Raw genomic sequence first — 18308 nt, 5'->3', positions numbered from 1 at the left:
TGATGAGCGAGCTTTTTTACAACGCTGTGCCGAACGCGACCCGCGTGGCACCGCCACTGCCCGAACCTCGGCAATACCCCAGCGAGAAACCGTCGCGGGTCTACCTGTTCGGCACGTGTGTGGTCGACCTGTTCTACCCCGAAGCCGGGATGGACGCGATCCATCTGCTGGAGCGCGAAGGGATTCGGGTCGAGTATCCGCAAGGGCAGAGTTGCTGCGGCCAACCGGCCTACACCTCAGGCTACACCGAGCAGGCGCGGACGGTAGCGCGCTCGCAATTGGCGTTGTTTGCCGGCGATTATCCGGTGGTGGTGCCGTCGGGTTCCTGCGCCGGCATGCTGCGCGAGCATTACGCCGACTTGTTCAAAGACGAGCCGGAAACGTTGAAACAAGTGCAGGCCCTTGCGGCTCGCACTTATGAACTGGCCGAGTTTCTGCTGTTCGTCTGCAAGGTGCAGCTCAAGGACAGCGGCGAACCGGTGAAAGTCGCGCTGCACACCTCGTGTTCGGCACGCCGCGAAATGAACACCCACCTGCACGGCCGCGAGTTGTTGGCGCAGTTGAGCAATGTGGAGCGGGTCAACCACGACCACGAAAGCGAATGCTGTGGCTTCGGTGGGACATTCAGCGTCCGTATGCCAGACATTTCCGGCGCGATGGTGGCTGACAAGACCCGTGCGTTGAAAGAATCCGGCGCACACAAGGTACTGAGTGCCGACTGCGGCTGTTTGATGAACATCAACGGCGCGCTGGAGAAACAGCAGCAAGCGTTACGCGGGCAACATCTGGCGAGCTTCCTCTGGCAGCGAACCGGAGGTGCGCAATGAGCACCTCAACGATTATTCCTACGGTTGCCGTAGAAGAAGATTTCCGCACCCGGGCACACAATGCCTTGGGTGATCAGCAGCTGCGGAACAACTTCCGCACTGCCATGGATTCACTGATGACCAAGCGGGCAGCGGCTTTCAGCGATGCCCACGAAAGAGAACACTTGCGCGCACTGGGCAATTCGATCAAGGCCCGCGCGCTGTCCAAGTTGCCCGACCTGCTCGAGCAACTGGAACAGAACCTGACCCGCAACGGTGTGACAGTGCACTGGGCGGAAACGGTGGACGAGGCCAATGGCATCGTCTTATCGATCATCCGCGCTCACGAGGCGCGGCAAGTGATCAAGGGCAAATCGATGGTCAGCGAAGAGATGGAGATGAACCATTTCCTCGAGGCTCGGGACATTGAATGTCTGGAGTCCGACATGGGGGAGTACATCGTCCAGCTCGACCACGAGAAGCCTTCACACATCATTATGCCGGCGATCCACAAGAATGCCGGTCAGGTCGCGTCCTTGTTCCACGACAAACTTGGCGTGGAATACACCAAGGACGTTGACCAACTCATTCAGATCGGTCGCAGGGTCCTGCGGCAGAAATTCTTCGAAGCCGACATCGGCGTCTCCGGCGTCAACTTCGCCGTCGCCGAAACCGGCACCCTGCTGCTGGTGGAAAACGAAGGCAACGGGCGCATGACCACCACCGTGCCGCCGGTGCATATCGCCGTGACCGGTATCGAAAAAGTCGTGGAAAACCTGCGTGACGTGGTGCCGCTGCTGTCACTGCTGACGCGCTCGGCGCTGGGCATTCCGATCACCACTTACGTCAACATGATCTCCGGCCCGCGCAAGGAACACGAACTCGATGGCCCGCAGGAAGTGCATCTGGTCCTGCTCGACAACGGTCGCAGCCAAGCCTTCGCCGACAGTGAATTGCGCCAGACCCTGAACTGCATCCGCTGCGGCGCCTGCATGAATCATTGCCCGGTTTACACGCGAGTGGGCGGCCACACTTATGGCGAGGTCTATCCGGGGCCGATCGGCAAAATCATCACCCCGCACATGGTCGGTCTGGCCAAGGTTCCGGACCACCCGAGCGCGTCATCATTGTGCGGCGCCTGCGGCGAAGTCTGCCCGGTGAAGATTCCGATCCCCGCCATCCTGCGCCGTCTGCGCGAGGAAAACGTCAAAGCTCCGGACGCACCGAATCAGGTGATGCGCGGCCAGGGCAGCAAATATTCGCGCAAGGAGCGCTTCATCTGGAACGCCTGGGCCAGACTCAACAGCTCGCCGACGCTGTACCGCTTGTTCGCTTTTTTCGCCACGCGCCTGCGCGCCCTTACGCCGAGCAACGTCGGCCCATGGACGCAGAATCACAGCGCACCAAAACCCGCCGCGCGTTCGTTGCATGACATGGCCCGCGAGCATCTGGCCAAACAGGGAGAGCGTCGATGAGCGCCAAGCAAAATATCCTCGGCAAACTGCGGAAAAGTCTGACCGGCACCACGCCAATTGCCGACAACTTCGATGTCGATCTGGTCACCCAGCCCTACACCTACAGCGCCGAGCAACGCATCCCGCAACTGCGCAAACTGATGGAGGCGGTGCACACCGAGATCCACCTGACCTCGGGCGCCGAGTGGCCGGCATTACTGGCGCAACTGCTGCGCGACCGCCAATTGCCGAGCCTGCTGATCGCACCGAATACGCCGCACGGGCAACGCATCGCACAGCACTGGGCGAAGAATCCCGAGCTGCCAGCACTGAAGTCCTACGACCGGCCAATGGAAGAGTGGAAAGCCGAGCTGTTCAACGACACCCCGGCCAGCCTCACCGGCACCCTCGGTGCCATCGCCGCGACCGGCAGCCTGATCATCTGGCCAACCCGTGAAGAACCGCGCTTGATGAGCCTGGTGCCGCCGGTGCATTTCGCCCTGCTCAAGGCCAGCGAAATCCGCGACAACTTCTATCAGGTGCAAGAGGAATTCGAATGGGCGCAAGGCATGCCGACCAACGCGCTGCTGGTCTCCGGCCCGTCGAAAACCGCCGATATTGAACAGGTGCTGGCGTATGGCGCGCATGGCCCGAAAGATCTGGTCGTGCTGATTCTGGAGGATCAATGAGTCTTCCTTCCGCTTTCCTGCGTGATGCCGAGCAACTGATTCCAGCAGACCGGCGTTTCGACGACCCGCTGTCGACCCTGGCCTTTGGCACCGACGCCAGTTTCTATCGGCTGATCCCGAAACTGGTGATCCGCGTCGAGTCTGAAGACGAAGTCGTGGCGCTGCTGCAATTGGCCCAGCGCGACAAGGTGCCGGTGACCTTCCGCGCTGCCGGCACCAGCCTTTCCGGGCAGGCGATCAGCGACTCCGTGCTGATCGTGCTTGGGGATAACTGGAACGCCCGCGAGATTCGCGGCCAGGGCACGCAAATCCGCCTGCAACCGGGCGTGATCGGCGCGCAGGCCAATGCCTGGCTGGCACCGTTCGGGCGCAAGATCGGCCCGGACCCGGCGTCGATCAATGCCTGCAAGATCGGCGGCATCGTCGCCAACAACGCGAGCGGCATGTGCTGCGGCACCGCGCAGAATACCTATCACACTTTGGCCGGAATTCGCTTGGTGCTGGCCGACGGCACGCGCCTCGACAGCGAAGACCCTGCCAGCGTCGCGGCATTTCGCTCCAGCCAGGGCGACCTGCTCGAATGCTTGGCGACATTAGGCCGCGAGACCCGCGCCAACACCGAACTGGCCGCAAGAATCCGCCACAAATACCGTCTGAAAAATACCACCGGCCTGTCGCTTAACGCCCTGGTGGATTTCGACGAGCCTGTGGATATCCTGAGCCACCTGCTGGTCGGCTCCGAAGGCACGCTCGGCTTCATCAGCGCGGTGACTTTCGACACCGTCATTGATCACCCGAACAAGGCCTCGGCGCTGATCGTGTTCCCCGATGTCGAAACCTGCTGCAACGCGGTGACCGTGCTGAAAAGCCAACCGGTATCCGCCGTGGAACTGCTCGACCGACGCAGTCTGCGCTCGGTGCAGGACAAAAAAGGCATGCCCGCTTTCGTACAGCTTCTGTCGGAAAATGCCTGCGCGCTGCTCATCGAGTCCCGCGCCGCTTCGTCGACATTGCTGCAGGAACAACTGGCGCAAATCATGGCGTCCCTGTGCGATTTCCCCGTCGAGAAGCAGGTCGACTTCACAGAAGACCCGGTGGAAAACGCCCGCCTCTGGGCCATCCGCAAAGACACCTTCCCCGCCGTAGGCGCTGTGCGTAAAACCGGCACCACAGTAATCATCGAAGACGTGACCTTCCCGGTCGAACAACTGGCCATCGGCGTCAATCGCCTGATCGAGCTGTTCGACAAACATGCCTACGACGAAGCGATCCTTTTCGGACACGCACTGGAAGGCAATCTGCACTTCGTCTTCACCCAAGGCTTCAATAGCCCGGAAGAAATCGCACGCTACCAAGCGTTCATGGACGACGTCGCGCAACTGGTCGCCGTGGAGTTCGGCGGCTCGCTGAAGGCCGAACATGGCACCGGCCGCAACATGGCGCCGTTCGTGGAACTGGAATGGGGCAGCGACGCCTACCAACTGATGTGGCAGCTCAAACGCCTGCTCGACCCCAACGGCATTCTCAATCCGGACGTGGTGCTCAGCGAAGATCCGCAGATTCACCTCAAGCACTTGAAACCGCTGCCGGCCGCTGACGAGATTGTGGATAAGTGCATCGAGTGCGGTTTCTGCGAACCGGTCTGCCCATCGAAAGGCCTGACCTTGAGCCCGCGCCAGCGCATCGTCATCTGGCGCGATATCCAGGCGAAAAAACGTGCCGGCGTCGACACCACCGAACTGGAAAAAGCCTACGACTACCAAGGCATCGACACCTGCGCCGCGACCGGTCTGTGCGCGCAACGCTGCCCTGTAGGGATCAACACCGGCGAGCTGGTGAAAAAACTCCGTGGCCGACATGCCACGCATCAGAAAACCGCTGACTGGATCGAAGGAAATTTCGCCAAGACCCTGCAAGGCGCGCGCTTCACCCTGCACGTCGCCAACGGCGCGCGGATGATGCTCGGGGCGCCGCGTCTGGCGAAGTTGTCGGCGACGCTGACGCGCTTGTCCAAAGGCCAGGTGCCGCTGTGGACCAACGCCATGCCACAGCCGGAAAAAGCCATTCGCTTCAGCCCGAGCGTTTCGGACGAGCGCCCGCGCGTGGTTTATCTGGCAGCTTGCGTCTCGCGGGTCATGGGCCCGGCGGCGGGCGACAAAGAACAGATGTCGCTGTACGACAAAACCCGTGGCCTGCTGGAAAAGGCCGGCTACCAGGTAGTCTTTCCCGACAATCAGGACAACCTCTGCTGCGGTCAGCCGTTCGCCTCCAAAGGCTACGCCGAACAGGCCGAGCACAAACGCCAGGAGCTGATCAGCGCCCTGCTCCACGCCAGTCGCGGCGGCCTTGACCCGATCTATTGCGACACCAGCCCGTGTACGTTGCGACTGGTTCAGGACATCGGCGAAACACGACTGGATCTGTACGATCCGGTGCGCTTCATCCGTACGCATCTGCTGGATCGTCTGGACTTCACACCCCAGGAAGCGCCGATTGCCGTGCACGTGACCTGCAGCACTCAACACTTGGGCGAAAGCCAGGCGCTGATCGATCTGGCGCGCAAATGCAGCAACACCGTGGTGATTCCTGAAGGCATACATTGCTGCGGATTTGCCGGCGACAAAGGCTTCACCACACCGGAGCTGAACAGCCATTCGCTGCGTACGCTCAAGGACGCCGTGCAGCATTGCAGCGAAGGGATTTCCACCAGCCGCACGTGCGAAATCGGCCTGACCCAGCACGGTGGAATCGACTACCACGGGCTGGTTTATCTGGTGGATCGGGTGACACAGGCCAAAGTCCGCTGAAGAGAAAATCAGAACCCTTGAGCGAGGCGGTAGTCCACTGCACATGCCCCGGACCATTCGGGGCCTGTTCAACGGTCAGCGAAGTCTGAACCCTCAGTTCAAGGAGATACACATGAACCGCTCTGTAATGTTAGGTCTGTTTGTCACTGCCTCGATGATGGCGTCCACTTCGTTCGCCGCTGAAAAACCCGCCGATTTGTGCGATGCCAATCTGCAGAGAATCGATAGCGCCAAGACTCAATACCAGACGTCACCGGATCTGAATGCGCGCGTCTCGGCCAGTGTCAGCAAAGCCCGCGCCCTGAAAGCACAAGGCAAGATTGACGACTGCCTCGCTGAAACCCAGCAAACCCTGCTGGACATTCAAAACGCTACCGGTGACACCAAAAAATGATTCATGCGCCGACCTTTTACAGGTCGGCTGCATCGACACCTGGTCGACCGATCTGGCCATTTGACATTCGTTGCAAATAAAACCGAATTCCTGCGCAGCGAAGCGGTCAACCAGACAGGTCCTATACTGACCTCGCTTGTCTTGACCTCGGCATCGCGGCCAGACCGTCCGGCAGCACCGAGCCCCCATCGTTCAAGGAGATACCCATGAAGCATTCTGCAATTGCTGGATTGTTTATCACTGGTGCACTTCTGGCCTCGCCGGTGTTCGCGGCCGACAAAGACCTTTGTGCCGGGAATCTTCAAAGCATCAAAGACTTCGTCACCAGCCAGCCGTCCCTTCCTGAAAGCTCCATGAATAACATCAAGGAAGCACAGGAAAAAGCCACTGCGGCCCAGGCGTCCGGCAACGACAAGGAATGCATCGAGGTTACCAACGGCATCATCAGCAAGATGCAGATCCGTAACCCGACGCGTAACTGATGTCGCGCAGGCCAACCTTCGGGTTGGCCTGCCAAGCGTTTTGACGTACACTGTGCACGCTTGTTGCCCGAACAGATTCACCGGGCAATGAGTTCGGGGCCGTTTAGGATTCGACGCCGGTTGCGAAACTCTAGGTGCATGCCGACTTGGTAACAGAAGTCGTAAATCCACTGTTGCAACTACTTATAGTTGCCAATGACGACCAATACGGTGTTGCTCTCGCTGCTTAATTGCAGCTGACAATGCTCCTGGTACCTTCGGGTCCAGCAATCATCAGGGGATGTCTGTAAACCCGAAATGATTGTCATATAGAACAGAATCGCCGTGCAGTACGTTGTGGACGAAGCGGCTAAAACTTACACAACTCGCCCAAAGCACCCTGCCCGTCGGGTCGCTGAGGGTTAACTTAATAGACACGGCTACGCATGTAGTACCGACAGCGGAGTACTGGCGGACGGGGGTTCAAATCCCCCCGGCTCCACCAACTCGATGAAGAAGACGCCTTAGGGCGTCTTTTTTTGTGCCTGGAGATCGGTAAAAAACCAGCGCGGCAGCGCCGTAGTCTCCCCGCTCAAAGCAAACCGAGAGACGATAAATAGTTTCTAACCTCTCCCATGCCTCTCGTTGCCACGCCTATCAAATAATCACGAGACTGGCGGTGGAGCGGAAGCGGACCGGATTGACGCACCCATTTAGCGACATCTTCTGCAGGCAATCTGCGGGCCGCTAGGATCATGGCCATCAAATCATCTCTGGCATTCGCATCCCGAACTACTGAAGTCAGATCCGCTCCTCTGGCATGGTACGCGGTGCCGTCCGTCATTCCGGCAGCGTGGAACGAGGCGCGTCGGATGACGCACGGGACGCACTTACCACACTGCTGGTGTGTCCGCTTCCACTTACCACACGATACCGTTTCCGATGCCAGGACCCTCAAACTCGCTTGATCTAAACACCCAGAAAGCATCTCTCCCTTCGTCTGAAGCGCGTACGGATTCTCGACTCGTACAGGCAGGCCGACCGTATCCAGGATTTTTTGGAATAGGCCCAAAAAATGTGGGTGCGTCGTCCTAGTGCTCAACGCGCCAATGCGGCGAGCAGTCATTGGAGGGTTCAGCGCAATGAGCCCGTTCTCGGGAACGAAAAGTTCTACTGGTGTGCCAGTGACTCGTAGCTGCGCCAGTGTGGCTCCAACCAGTGCACCATAGGCGAGAAAATTGAAGCTTCGAGTGCGCATCTGCACATCGGTTTTTCTCCCAGTCAAGGACACCGGATTTGCCACCGCAGCGAATCTTGAGACCTCCACCGGCAGATGATCACGAACCATGATTTGCTTTTCCGAGTCTCCTCGATATGCATGACTTATCAACAATGGGCGCCTGCCCTCTGCTAATAAATTCAACGCTCCAATGCCGCTATCCATTCCCCCCGAGAACAAACTGACGCAATCGTGGCCGGCCATAACGGTGATGCGACCACGGTTCTGAGACGTGAGCTGTCTGGGTCCATCAGGCAATAGGATGATCTCCCAAAGATCGCCGCTTAAAAAATGCAAAGCCTTCTGTAAAAGCGGTATCGCGGGCTGCCAAAGTTGCGGATCAGCGATAGGGACGAACAAACGAAGGTCCCGCGCCCAGCCATCATCGGCCTCCGCTTTATCTACAAAAGTATCCGCAGCCGTTACAGCCATGGCTATGGTCAACAAATCAAATCCGGTTCTACTAACCGGAGCACCTAAACGCCTCACTGCGGCGCGAACCGGCCCCCCTATAGAACAAGTGCCCCGCGCAGGAGGACGACTGCCATACATCAGTACGGGAATTTCATTAACCGCTTGCGAACGAAGCTGATCAGCTTCGTGATGAAAAATGAGGTCTGTCACTCTTGGTATGCCTCCCATTCGGTCCATACTTCGCGAATGGCGGCCATCTGAATCTTTTCAATTTGACTGCCGGAGAACGCTTTCAGACTACCTCCCAGCAAAGGACGCATGTGCTTGTCGGTCACCGATTCAACGAGGGAATACAGTTCCTTCTCGGCCTGCTCGACTTGGCCAGGTGATTCAGCTTTTGCGAACGCATCGTTCGAATCGAGCACCACTTGCCCAAACACACATTTGGTGACGTACACCAACATCATCTGTACAAGCATCTCGTCAGTAATGCTCGCGAAATCAAACTCTTGGTAACCCTCTAGGCATTCAGATAGCGCCTCGTTCATCGCAACCCGAACGCGATCAGAATCGCCGTCCTCAGTGGCAAGCGCCTGCACGATCATGTCGATAGCAATGTCCGTGTCCTGGCCGTTCAACGCAACAAGATCCAGCCCCAGAGGGGAATGCCCTTCCCTCAATGTGGCCATCGCACCAAATAGGGCTCCACCGGCTCCGGCCATAGAGCCAAACCGGGCAGGTCCAATGCCACTGCCACCGGTTGCACCGCCTGCATAGCTGCTTATCGCAGAGCGAAGGTAGTCACCGTCTCCTGTCGAGACGAATCTCCCCAGGTTTGTGCGGAAGTCTTTAAATCGCTGCGGAGGAGCGTCGGGTACCTGCTGCCCATCGGTGTCCACCCAACCAGGCACAAATGGAGAATTACCCCCTGGCCCTTTGCTTGACGTTGAGGTTCCCATTACTTCTTCTCCCGCCCCTTGTACCAGCTCGCACCCTTAAGTTTGCTGCTGAGCCAAGGCCGAATTTTGTCCGGCATTACGGTGTGAATGAAGTCCGATAACAGCGCACCGGCTTCTGGTGACCTCTCGGCAAGCAACTGCGCACCGTCGAAGCCAACTGGCTTGCTAGTCCACTCAGAATGCGACCGCATCGATTCAATTAACTGGGTCATGACGGCCGTGTGCTCACCACCGGATAGGGTTTGTAGAGCTGCTTTTGCAGAAGGTGACGAGGTGTTGCACGTCCGTTTGAGCACAGCAAGCGCTTCAGCCGCATCAGCAGAAAGACCTGCGCGCAATACGCGTAAAGGAGTGGTTTCCCTGCTCAGATAAACGACCGGACGAAGGTCTACAGTCGAAAGCTGCGGTTCGAGCCTTATCCAATCTCGCACGAGGTCTACTTTGGTCCATAAGTCCGGACAAGCCTCCGCAAATTTCAAGGGGTCCTCCAGTAGTCCCTCCAGTTCGGCCAGCACTTCAGGTTTGCCGCCGGCAGCAACATTTATCATCGAATAAAGATGGGCGACCGCTTTCTCCTCCATGCAACGCTCAAAAAGAGCTACCTTGGCGATTAATGCCTCGTTTACAGGCATTTCACGCAGTGCCGCTACCCGTACCCTCATTCGAACGACGTTAAGCATACGCTTCACGATTCTAGGGTTACCCAACACGGAGCTGGAGCTTGCGAGCATCGGCGCAATTCGATCAGCAATCGGAAAAGCTTCGGCAACTTCCACTGGCACATTAGAGCCCAGCAACTCTAAGGCCCTCTCTGTGCTGATGGGCTCTTCTCTCCATGCCTTACGCAAGTTATCTTCAAGCCCGATTCTCAACGCCTCGGTGCGCTCGGCCGGGACCTTGTTACCGGCCGAGGCAAACAGCATAAATAGGTACGCCCGAACCTCCTGAACACCCAACCTTGGCACACGAACAGGCACTTGAATAAGTTTGTCCAAGTAATCGGTCACATGACGATCACCAGGCTCTTTGAAATGCTCACTGACCGAATGGCGAACCATCTCCTCATCTGCCGCCACGACAAAAGCCGTATGGTTCATGAAGAGGAATAGACGCAGAGCCTCCAAGGTGTGGATCGTCTGCTTTGGCAAGCAGCGATCTAAGTTGTCGACAAAAACGACCAACGTTTTGTCGAGACCGATGAGGACATCTGAAAACTCCTTTCGGAACGCCTCAATCTGTTTGGGGGGAGTTTGCTGCTTTTCTGGGCCAAGCAGCCCGGTAAAGCTGTCCTTCGCTTTACCACCTTCATCTTTGAGAGTTCCTAACGAGTCATGATCCGCTTCACCGGAAAATAGCTTCCCCAGAGCTTCCACCCCTTTCGCACCAAAACCGAAAGCAGGCATACCCAAAGCAAGCGCTCCGCCTTCGACCATGAGACCAAGCATTCGCATTTTATTGGCCCGCGCGAAAAGCTTCTTCGCTTCAGGTAGAAAGCTGGTTTCTTCGGCGGCGTCGATAAGGGTGGAGGCTATGACCTCCATCAGTGCGGCGCGGGAGTCATCGAAGCCCTGATACAACCAGGCGTCAAAACGAACGACAACGAATTCAGACGCTCCCTGAGGAGGGTTCAGTCCATGCTCGATCAGATTGAGCAGCGTGGACTTCCCAGTACCCCAGGAACCGAACACGCCTACGGTAACCGGACGCATGGACGGATCACGGATGACGTCCACAACAAGATCGGCCACTTCTGAGTAATTCAGAAAATCGTTTTTTGTATCGATATCAGCCCACATGAGAGCCTCCTTGCTTGCGGACCATCCCTTGCTTACGAGCTGGGCTTGCTGCCACAGACACGCAACATCACCTTCATGATCGCCATCATTCGTTAAAAAGCGATTCAATGCCACTATTTCGACATCTAGTGCTAATCCCTTCCTATCAGCTTGTCGGGCCTTTGTAGTCGTACGCTCACTGGCCGCGACGCTCTGCATTCCGTCTACGCAGTAACGGATACGAAGCTCACCAAGATGAGCTTAGTTATCGACCACGGTCTCGGCGGTCACGCTGGTACTCCACAATAAACCAAAGGCATGGCGCCACCTCTCACACTGCGCGCCCAGCAAGCATGAGCAAGAGATGATTGATAGAGCCTCCTTCGCGTGGGAGACCTGCTATCCCGCCCACTTCGTCGTGCTCAAAGAATATAGCGAGCGTTGGCAAGCAATTCGGCCATCGACAGTAGGTAAGAGAAAAACAAAAATACCTCCGCAAACAGCGAAAACTCTTACAATCCACGTCGGGATTTCATACGCCCTTTTTTGCCCTCATTGATACCCGAGAGATAGCCCGTGAGCGAATCAGACATCTCATCCGCCCCACTGGTCGACGTAGTGAAGCTTGCCGCGTCCCTTCAGCGTTTCGCAGATGATCGCGACTGGCAGCAGTTCCACTCCCCCAAAAATCTCATCTTGGCTCTCACCGGCGAGGTAGGAGAGCTGTGTGAGATTTTCCAATGGATGAGCGATGCCGATTCGATCTCCGCCGCCACAGACCCCGAAATCGGCCAAGCCGTTAAGGACGAATTGGCGGACGTATTGATGTATCTGGTTCGCCTCAGCAGCGTACTCGGCGTTGACCTCAACGAAGCGGCGACACGGAAACTCGCCTCGAACGGCCAGAAATATCCCGTGGATAAAGCCAAAAGCAACAGCAAAAAGTACGACCGCCTCTGACCTATCCGAATTTAAGGACAACCCGTGATCGTTTACGCTGCGACCAAACAGCAATTTCTTAGAGACAACGATAACGATGACATTGAGGAGGTAATCCTCAGGCATTACAGGGATGCTACTGGCAAGAACGTGGGCAGTTCGGAAATCAGGTCATGGCAAGGCTCCCTGACATACATGGCCAAGGTTCTTAGAGATGAAGGCCTGCCCTGCGATGCAGGCTTGGCAATCGAACTGCATATTCCGCAGTCGTCGAAGCGAATTGATTTTCTACTCACCGGTCGCGACGAGAGCCAGGCAAAAAAAGCCGTATTGATCGAGTTGAAGCAATGGAGCAAGGCCAGCGCAACTGCCAAGGATGCCATCGTCAAAACTGCATTGGGTGGCGGGCTCGTTGAAACCATTCACCCGTCTTACCAAGTATGGTCATACGCAGCGTTGCTGGAAGGCTTCAACGAGGCCGTGTATGACAAAAGCATCGAGATCCGTCCGTGTGCCTACCTTCACAACTACGTTAGCGACGGCATCATAGACTCAGCTCACTACGAACCTCATATCAGTAAGGCTCCACTGTTCCTGAAAGGTCCGGAAGAACTCGGCAAACTCCGAAACTTCCTGAAGAAGCATATTGTTCACGGTGACAATAAAGAGATTCTGTATGAACTGTCGGATGGAAAAATCCGCCCCTCCAAAGCGCTGGCCGAAGCCTTGAGCGGACTGATGGAGGGCAAACCAGAATTCGTATTGATTGACGATCAGAAAGCAATTTTCGAATCAGCACTCGCTGCGGCAAGCGAAGCTTCGGACCAATCGCCAAAGGTGCTGATTATTGAGGGGGGACCAGGTACCGGGAAAACTGTTCTGGCTATCAATCTGCTGGTGAAGCTCACCGAACTGAAGTTGTTGAGCAAATATGTCTCCAAGAATGCCGCCCCACGCAAGGTCTACGAAAGCAAACTGGTTGGCACAATAAAACGCAGCCATTTCTCGAATTTCTTTTCCGGCTCTGGGGCGTTCATCGATACTGAGCCCAACACATTCGATGCGCTTATCGTGGACGAAGCTCACCGGCTGAATGAGAAAAGCGGGCTTTATGGGAATCTTGGCGAGAACCAGATCAAGGAGCTGATCGAATCAGCGAAATGCTCAATTTTCTTCATCGATGAAGACCAGCGTGTGACCCTGAGTGACATAGGCAGCAAGCAGGCAATACGCGCCTTTGCCATAGCCAAGGGAGCTGTGGTCGAGGAATATGTGCTGTCTTCACAGTTTCGCTGCAGTGGTTCCGACGGTTACATGGCATGGCTGGATGACGTGCTTAACATTCGCTCGACAGCAAATCCGACGCTCAACACCTCGGAGTACGAGTTCAAGGTATTCGACTCACCTCAGGCGCTGCATGACGCCATTGACGAGAAAAACCATGGAAACAAGGCTCGTGTGGTCGCGGGCTATTGCTGGCCTTGGTTGAGCAAGAAAGACTCCACCGCCGCTGATATCGTCATTGGTGACTACAAACGCCAATGGAACCTAGATCAGGACGGCAGCCTATGGATCATCGCTGAGAACTCCATCGAGCAGGTTGGCTGCATTCATACCTGCCAAGGTTTGGAGGTCGACTACATCGGAGTGATCATCGGGCCAGACCTAGTCGTACGTGACGGCAACGTAGTGACATCCCCGGATGAGCGCGACAAGCACGATAAATCGATTCGTGGCTGGAAAAAAATGATGAAGGAGCAGCCTTCCCTAGCGAGAAAAGAAACAGACCTGATCATCAAAAATACGTACCGAACCCTGATGACGCGCGGGATGAAAGGTTGCTTCCTGTACTGCACTGACAAAGAGACTGCGCAATACTTTGAGAGTCGGCTTAACCAGCACATCAATCATTGACGCTATCGTTTGCTAGTAGCTCATGTACGTCCGGCGAGTGGGGACATCGTACGCGCAAGGGCATCAATCAAGAGAGACGATTTGCTTGATAGATTCGATCCCGATTCATTATGGGGGCGGAGCTAAAAAAGCATAGTGCATCGGTCCAGACCGCGCGGCGTTCCAACTGGAACCCGATGCAATGAACTACTTTTTCAAGCATCAGAAGTAGAATCACGGCCACAAAAAAGCCCAGCTCGATGGCTGGGCTTCTGCACTCAGGAAACCTGTCGGCTGTTGTGCCAGTAGAGATACGCCAGGCCAACCGGTGCAATGAAAATTGCAAACGACCAGCACATCGCCATCGTGAACCCTTTGACCATTAGCATAAGGATGGCGTTGACGAAGAATACGTTCCCGCCCATCACGTAGCCTACGACGCTTTCATATACGAACCGAGAGTATGGATACAGCAGCGTGCAGATGACCGACATCACAATCAGCCCAGGCTTACCCATCAGGCCGGATGGGCTATTGGCCGCGACCGACAAAATCACAATCGTGAACAACGACCCAAAAATAAGCTGCCGGATGTAGTAGCTGGGGGTCAGCCCGCCAAAAGTCTTTGCCAAAAACGAATTCATAAGATCCCTCTAAAAATGCTGATTTGAGTGGTGGCCAGCATAACAGCATCACCATCCAGAATCAGAAGGGCCAATTCGAGTGAGGTACCTCCCTATCGCTTTAATCATCCTCTCAAGCTCACATAGGTAGCTCAGGGCGCCGTTGAAAAAGGCATCTTTCGGGACCAAGTCGGGACTAAGTCGGGACTAAGTCGGGATCAAGTAGGGATCAAGTAGGGACTGAGTCTGCTCCCGAAGGAGAAACAAGCCGAGCCTCGCCTATCTCTGTGCAAAGAGCGGTTAAGACACTGCATTGCCAGGCAGGCGACCAAACATAAGCGTGAGGCTGAAGACATCGCCGGAACGCGCCTCTCACGCTCTGGCAACGGATGGCAGGGCAACCCGTTGATGAATGGCGAAAAAATTGTCTTTGCGCCTGATTTACTTCGCCGATCCGGCCCACCCAAATCGACATAAAATTTTCTTCACGACGCCCATCCGACCAATCCCATAAAATCCCCCCGCTCATTCAAGAAACTACGGTTCGCCCGCGCTCCTAGCGGGCTTTTTTTCGCCTCGGCTTCTCCATATCTTGCCGCTCCCCAGCATATGCGCGACTCTGCCAGCAGATCCCTCGCCAAGGAGCGCTCGATGCCGCTGTTATCCCTGCCCTGCCCGCGCCTCACGCTGGCGATCCTCTCCCCCGATCAGGCCGAGCTCGAAAGCGCTTTCTACCTACGCAACCAGCGTCACCTCGCCCGCTGGTCACCCATCCGCACCACCGACTACTTCTCCACCGCCAACATCCGCCGTCGCCTTGAGATCCAGGCCAGCGCCTTCGAAGCCGGGTTAGCCATGCATTTCGCTCTGCTGTCGCCGGACAATCAGCAGATGATCGGTGCGTGCAATTTCAGCGGGATTATTCGTGGGGCGTTTCAGGCGTGTTATTTGGGTTATCACATCGATGAGGCGCATCAGGGGCAGGGTTTGATGCAGGAGGGGCTGGAGGCGGGGATTGGTTATATGTTCGATGTGCAGAATCTGCATCGGATCATGGCCAATTACATTCCGGGCAATGAGCGCAGCGCGCGGTTGCTTGAGCGACTGGGCTTTGAGCGTGAAGGCTATGCGAAGGCGTATCTGAACATTGCCGGGCGTTGGCAGGATCATGTGCTGACGGCACTGGTCAATCCGGGGTTCGAGGCGCCGGATCAGCGCTGGTCGCGGCGCCTGGGTTGAGTTGCGCGAAACCTGTCAGACAAAAATCCTTTCAGCTCTCGGGTTTGCGGCCGATACAGACCTGCTAACACCCCTGCTGGCTCAAAAGAACAACAATCTTCCAGCTTAACTGACGACCAAGAAACCCAACGTTTCTGGAGGATTTGCATGAATAGCTGGTTCGGTAACATCAGCGTGAACATGAAACTCGGCCTGGGCTTCGGCCTGGTGCTGGCCCTGACCTGCGTTCTGGCGCTGACCGGCTGGACCAGCCTCGGCGGCCTGATCGACCGCAGCAACTGGATGAGCGACATCACCCAGCTCAACGCCGGCTTGACCAAATTGCGCGTGGTGCGCCTGCAATACATGCTGACCAACGGCGACGAAACCGCCGCGCAGAATGTGCAGACTACCCTGGAAAGCTTCGCCGCACAGCAACAGGCGTTGATCAGCAAATTCAAGAGTCCGGAGAACGTCAAACTGCTGAAGCAGCAGGCCGCGACCATCGCTGAATACCAGACCTCGCTGAACAAAATGCGCAACGCCTATCGCACCGGCAACAGCGCGCGCGACACCATGAGCGTCAACGCCCAGAACGCCTACAACCTGATCGAATCGATCAGCCAGCGCGTGCAGCAGATGGAGTTGAGCGATCAGCGTTTCGAGCAGTTCCAGGCGGTTACTGCGGCGAAGGAAGCGTTCATCCTCGCGCGCTATGAAGTGCGTGGGTACACCGCGACCAGCAACGCCGAGACCGAGCAGAAAGCCGTCGGCCAGATCGACGCGGCCATCGCCAGCCTCAAGCCACTGAATGCGCAATTTGCCGCGACTCAGCAGGATGCCTTGCGCCAATTGGAAACCGCGCTGACCAGCTATCGCGGCGCGTTGATGGCGTACAAGAACGCCAACACCGAAGCCGTGCAGGCGCGTAAGGAAATGACCGATCAGGGCACCACCATCGTCGCCCTGAGCGAGCAGCTGTACCAGATCCAGCTTGATCGCCGTGATGCTGAAAGCGCTCAGGCGCGCACCTTCCAGTTGATCAGCACGTTGCTGGCGCTGCTGGTTGGCGTGATTGCAGCAGTGATCATCACCCGTCAGATCACCCGTCCGTTGCAGGAAACCCTGGCCGTGGTCGAGCGCATCGCCAGCGGCGACCTGACCCAGAATGTCACCGTTACCCGTCGCGATGAACTCGGCGTGTTGCAGCAAGGCATTGCGCGCATGGGCGTGACCCTGCGTGATTTGATCAGTGGCATCCGCGACGGCGTCACTCAGATCGCCAGCGCCGCTGAAGAGTTGTCGGCCGTGACCGAGCAGACCAGCGCCGGTGTGAACAGCCAGAAAGTCGAGACCGATCAGGTCGCCACGGCCATGCACGAAATGACTGCCACGGTGCAGGAAGTTGCGCGCAATGCCGAGGAAGCGTCGCAAGCCGCTGCCGCTGCGGACGGCGAAGCCCGTGAAGGCGACAAGGTTGTGAATGAAGCGATTGCGCAGATCGAGCGTCTGGCCAGCGAAGTGGTGCGCTCGACCGAAGCGATGAGCGTGCTGCAACAGGAAAGCGACAAGATTGGCAGCGTGATGGACGTGATCAAGGCTGTTGCCGAACAGACCAACCTGCTCGCGCTCAACGCCGCGATCGAAGCAGCGCGTGCCGGTGAAGCCGGGCGTGGGTTTGCCGTGGTCGCCGATGAAGTGCGCGGTTTGGCTCAGCGTACGCAGAAGTCGACTGAGGAAATCGAAGGTCTGGTCGCCGGTCTGCAGAACGGCACCCAGCAGGTTTCGGCAGTGATGAACAACAGCCGCGCGCTGACCGACAGCAGCGTCGCCCTGACGCGCAAGGCCGGCGCCTCGCTGGAAAACATCACCCGTACAGTGTCGAACATCCAGTCGATGAACCAGCAGATCGCCGCCGCTGCCGAACAGCAAAGCGCCGTGGCCGAAGAGATCAGCCGCAGCATCATCAACGTCCGTGACGTGTCCGAACAGACCGCAGCGGCGAGTGATGAGACGGCAGCGTCGAGTGTTGAACTGGCGCGGTTGGGTGGTCAGTTGCAGCAGATGGTCAGCCACTTCCGCGTTTGATGTTGGTTTTGCGCTGGGGCTGAAACCGAATCGCGGGCAAGCCCGCTCCCACAGGTTTTCGTGGTAGAGCACTGTTGATGTGTTCACCTCGATAACTGTGGGAGCGGGCTTGCCCGCGATGGCGGTGGGTCAGTCAAATCGACGTTGCCTGACGCTGCGCCTTCGCGAGCAGGCTCGCTCCCACATCTGGATTTGTGTGGGTCACAGGATTTTGAGCACACCGCAGATCCCTTGTGGGAGCGGGCTTGCCCGCGATGGCGGTGGGTCAATCAAATCGACGTTGCCTGACACTCCGTCTTCGCGAGCAGGCTCGCTCCCACATTTGGATTTGTGTGACTCATCGGATTTTGAGCTCACCGAAAATCCCTGTGGGAGCGGGCTTGCCCGCGATGGCGGTGGGTCAGGTCAGTCTAACCAACGTCGCCTGACACTGCGCCTTCGCGAGCAGGCTCGCTCCCACATTGGATTTGTGTGGCTCGCTGGATTTTGAGCACACCGCAATACCCCTG

At 57.0% G+C, this 18308-nt stretch carries 14 protein-coding genes, 1 other RNA gene and 1 pseudogene; 12 read left to right on the top strand and 4 right to left on the bottom strand.

Annotated elements, in window-relative coordinates:
* The first annotated feature begins 2 nt into the window (after positions 1 to 2).
* The 7 genes from OK411_RS04720 (at position 3) to ssrA (ending at position 7116) form a co-directional block, all read left to right on the top strand.
* Positions 3 to 827: a (Fe-S)-binding protein gene (locus OK411_RS04720; protein ID WP_016771777.1), complete on the top strand. Its 825-nt coding sequence runs from the start codon at positions 3 to 5 to the stop codon at positions 825 to 827.
* On the top strand, positions 824 to 2281 hold the full coding sequence (locus OK411_RS04715) for a LutB/LldF family L-lactate oxidation iron-sulfur protein (protein WP_041477924.1): 1458 nt from the start codon (positions 824 to 826) through the stop codon (positions 2279 to 2281). Before OK411_RS04720 ends, OK411_RS04715 begins: the two co-directional genes overlap by 4 nt.
* Positions 2278 to 2949, top strand: a complete 672-nt coding sequence (locus OK411_RS04710) for a LutC/YkgG family protein (protein ID WP_136491922.1) — start codon at positions 2278 to 2280, stop codon at positions 2947 to 2949. Before OK411_RS04715 ends, OK411_RS04710 begins: the two co-directional genes overlap by 4 nt.
* A complete protein-coding gene (locus OK411_RS04705; protein WP_264364512.1) occupies positions 2946 to 5756 on the top strand; it encodes an FAD-binding and (Fe-S)-binding domain-containing protein in 2811 nt (936 codons plus the stop codon). The genes OK411_RS04710 and OK411_RS04705 overlap by 4 nt, the downstream gene beginning before the upstream one ends.
* A 112-nt stretch (positions 5757 to 5868) precedes the next feature.
* Positions 5869 to 6150 carry a hypothetical protein gene (locus OK411_RS04700; protein WP_016771780.1) on the top strand — a complete coding sequence of 94 codons (282 nt, stop codon included), beginning with the start codon at positions 5869 to 5871 and terminating at the stop codon, positions 6148 to 6150.
* A gap of 206 nt (positions 6151 to 6356) precedes the next feature.
* Positions 6357 to 6632 (top strand): hypothetical protein, encoded by a 276-nt coding sequence (locus tag OK411_RS04695; RefSeq protein WP_016771781.1) that lies wholly within the window; start codon positions 6357 to 6359, stop codon positions 6630 to 6632.
* Positions 6633 to 6727: 95 nt separating this feature from the next.
* Positions 6728 to 7116, top strand: a transfer-messenger RNA (tmRNA) gene (ssrA, locus tag OK411_RS04690).
* A gap of 87 nt (positions 7117 to 7203) precedes the next feature.
* Here the strand turns inward: ssrA and qatC are convergent.
* Genes qatC through OK411_RS04675 form a run of 3 tightly spaced genes read right to left on the bottom strand, consistent with a single transcriptional unit; the run spans position 7204 to position 11059 of the window.
* Positions 7204 to 8532: a Qat anti-phage system QueC-like protein QatC gene (qatC, locus tag OK411_RS04685; protein ID WP_319636903.1), complete on the bottom strand. Its 1329-nt coding sequence runs from the start codon at positions 8530 to 8532 to the stop codon at positions 7204 to 7206.
* Positions 8511 to 9263, bottom strand: coding sequence for a hypothetical protein (locus OK411_RS04680; protein WP_264364510.1), 753 nt, complete (start codon positions 9261 to 9263; stop codon positions 8511 to 8513). Before OK411_RS04680 ends, qatC begins: the two co-directional genes overlap by 22 nt.
* Entirely contained in the window at positions 9263 to 11059 is a 1797-nt protein-coding gene (locus tag OK411_RS04675; RefSeq protein WP_264364509.1) for a KAP family NTPase, read from the bottom strand. The genes OK411_RS04680 and OK411_RS04675 overlap by 1 nt, the downstream gene beginning before the upstream one ends.
* A gap of 555 nt (positions 11060 to 11614) precedes the next feature.
* On the opposite strand from OK411_RS04675, the gene OK411_RS04670 reads away from it, so the two are divergent.
* Both OK411_RS04670 and OK411_RS04665 read left to right on the top strand, forming a co-directional pair.
* A complete protein-coding gene (locus OK411_RS04670; RefSeq protein ID WP_264364508.1) occupies positions 11615 to 11998 on the top strand; it encodes a nucleotide pyrophosphohydrolase in 384 nt (127 codons plus the stop codon).
* Between the two features lie 24 nt (positions 11999 to 12022).
* A complete protein-coding gene (locus OK411_RS04665; protein WP_264364507.1) occupies positions 12023 to 13891 on the top strand; it encodes a DUF2075 domain-containing protein in 1869 nt (622 codons plus the stop codon).
* A gap of 257 nt (positions 13892 to 14148) precedes the next feature.
* On the opposite strand, the gene OK411_RS04660 is transcribed toward OK411_RS04665, so the two are convergent.
* Positions 14149 to 14514 carry a hypothetical protein gene (locus tag OK411_RS04660; RefSeq protein WP_264364506.1) on the bottom strand — a complete coding sequence of 122 codons (366 nt, stop codon included), beginning with the start codon at positions 14512 to 14514 and terminating at the stop codon, positions 14149 to 14151.
* A 630-nt stretch (positions 14515 to 15144) separates the two neighbouring features.
* Here OK411_RS04660 and OK411_RS04655 point away from each other — a divergent pair.
* The 3 genes and pseudogenes from OK411_RS04655 to OK411_RS27100 all read left to right on the top strand — a co-directional run bounded on the left by OK411_RS04655 (position 15145) and on the right by OK411_RS27100 (position 17799).
* Positions 15145 to 15732, top strand: coding sequence for a GNAT family N-acetyltransferase (locus OK411_RS04655; RefSeq protein ID WP_264364505.1), 588 nt, complete (start codon positions 15145 to 15147; stop codon positions 15730 to 15732).
* 147 nt (positions 15733 to 15879) lie between these two features.
* A pseudogene (locus OK411_RS27105) lies at positions 15880 to 16941 on the top strand (methyl-accepting chemotaxis protein); the annotation flags it as partial.
* Complete coding sequence (locus OK411_RS27100) at positions 16936 to 17799, top strand: methyl-accepting chemotaxis protein (protein WP_370593494.1); 864 nt, start codon at positions 16936 to 16938, stop codon at positions 17797 to 17799. The pseudogene OK411_RS27105 and the gene OK411_RS27100, both read left to right, overlap by 6 nt.
* Positions 17800 to 18308: the final 509 nt, after the last annotated feature.

It is taken from the genome of Pseudomonas sp. RG1 (genome assembly GCF_025910115.1).
GTDB lineage: Bacteria > Pseudomonadota > Gammaproteobacteria > Pseudomonadales > Pseudomonadaceae > Aquipseudomonas > Aquipseudomonas atacamensis.
The sequence above is the reverse complement of the archived record's forward strand: the minus strand, read 5'-3'. Positions and strand labels throughout refer to the sequence as shown.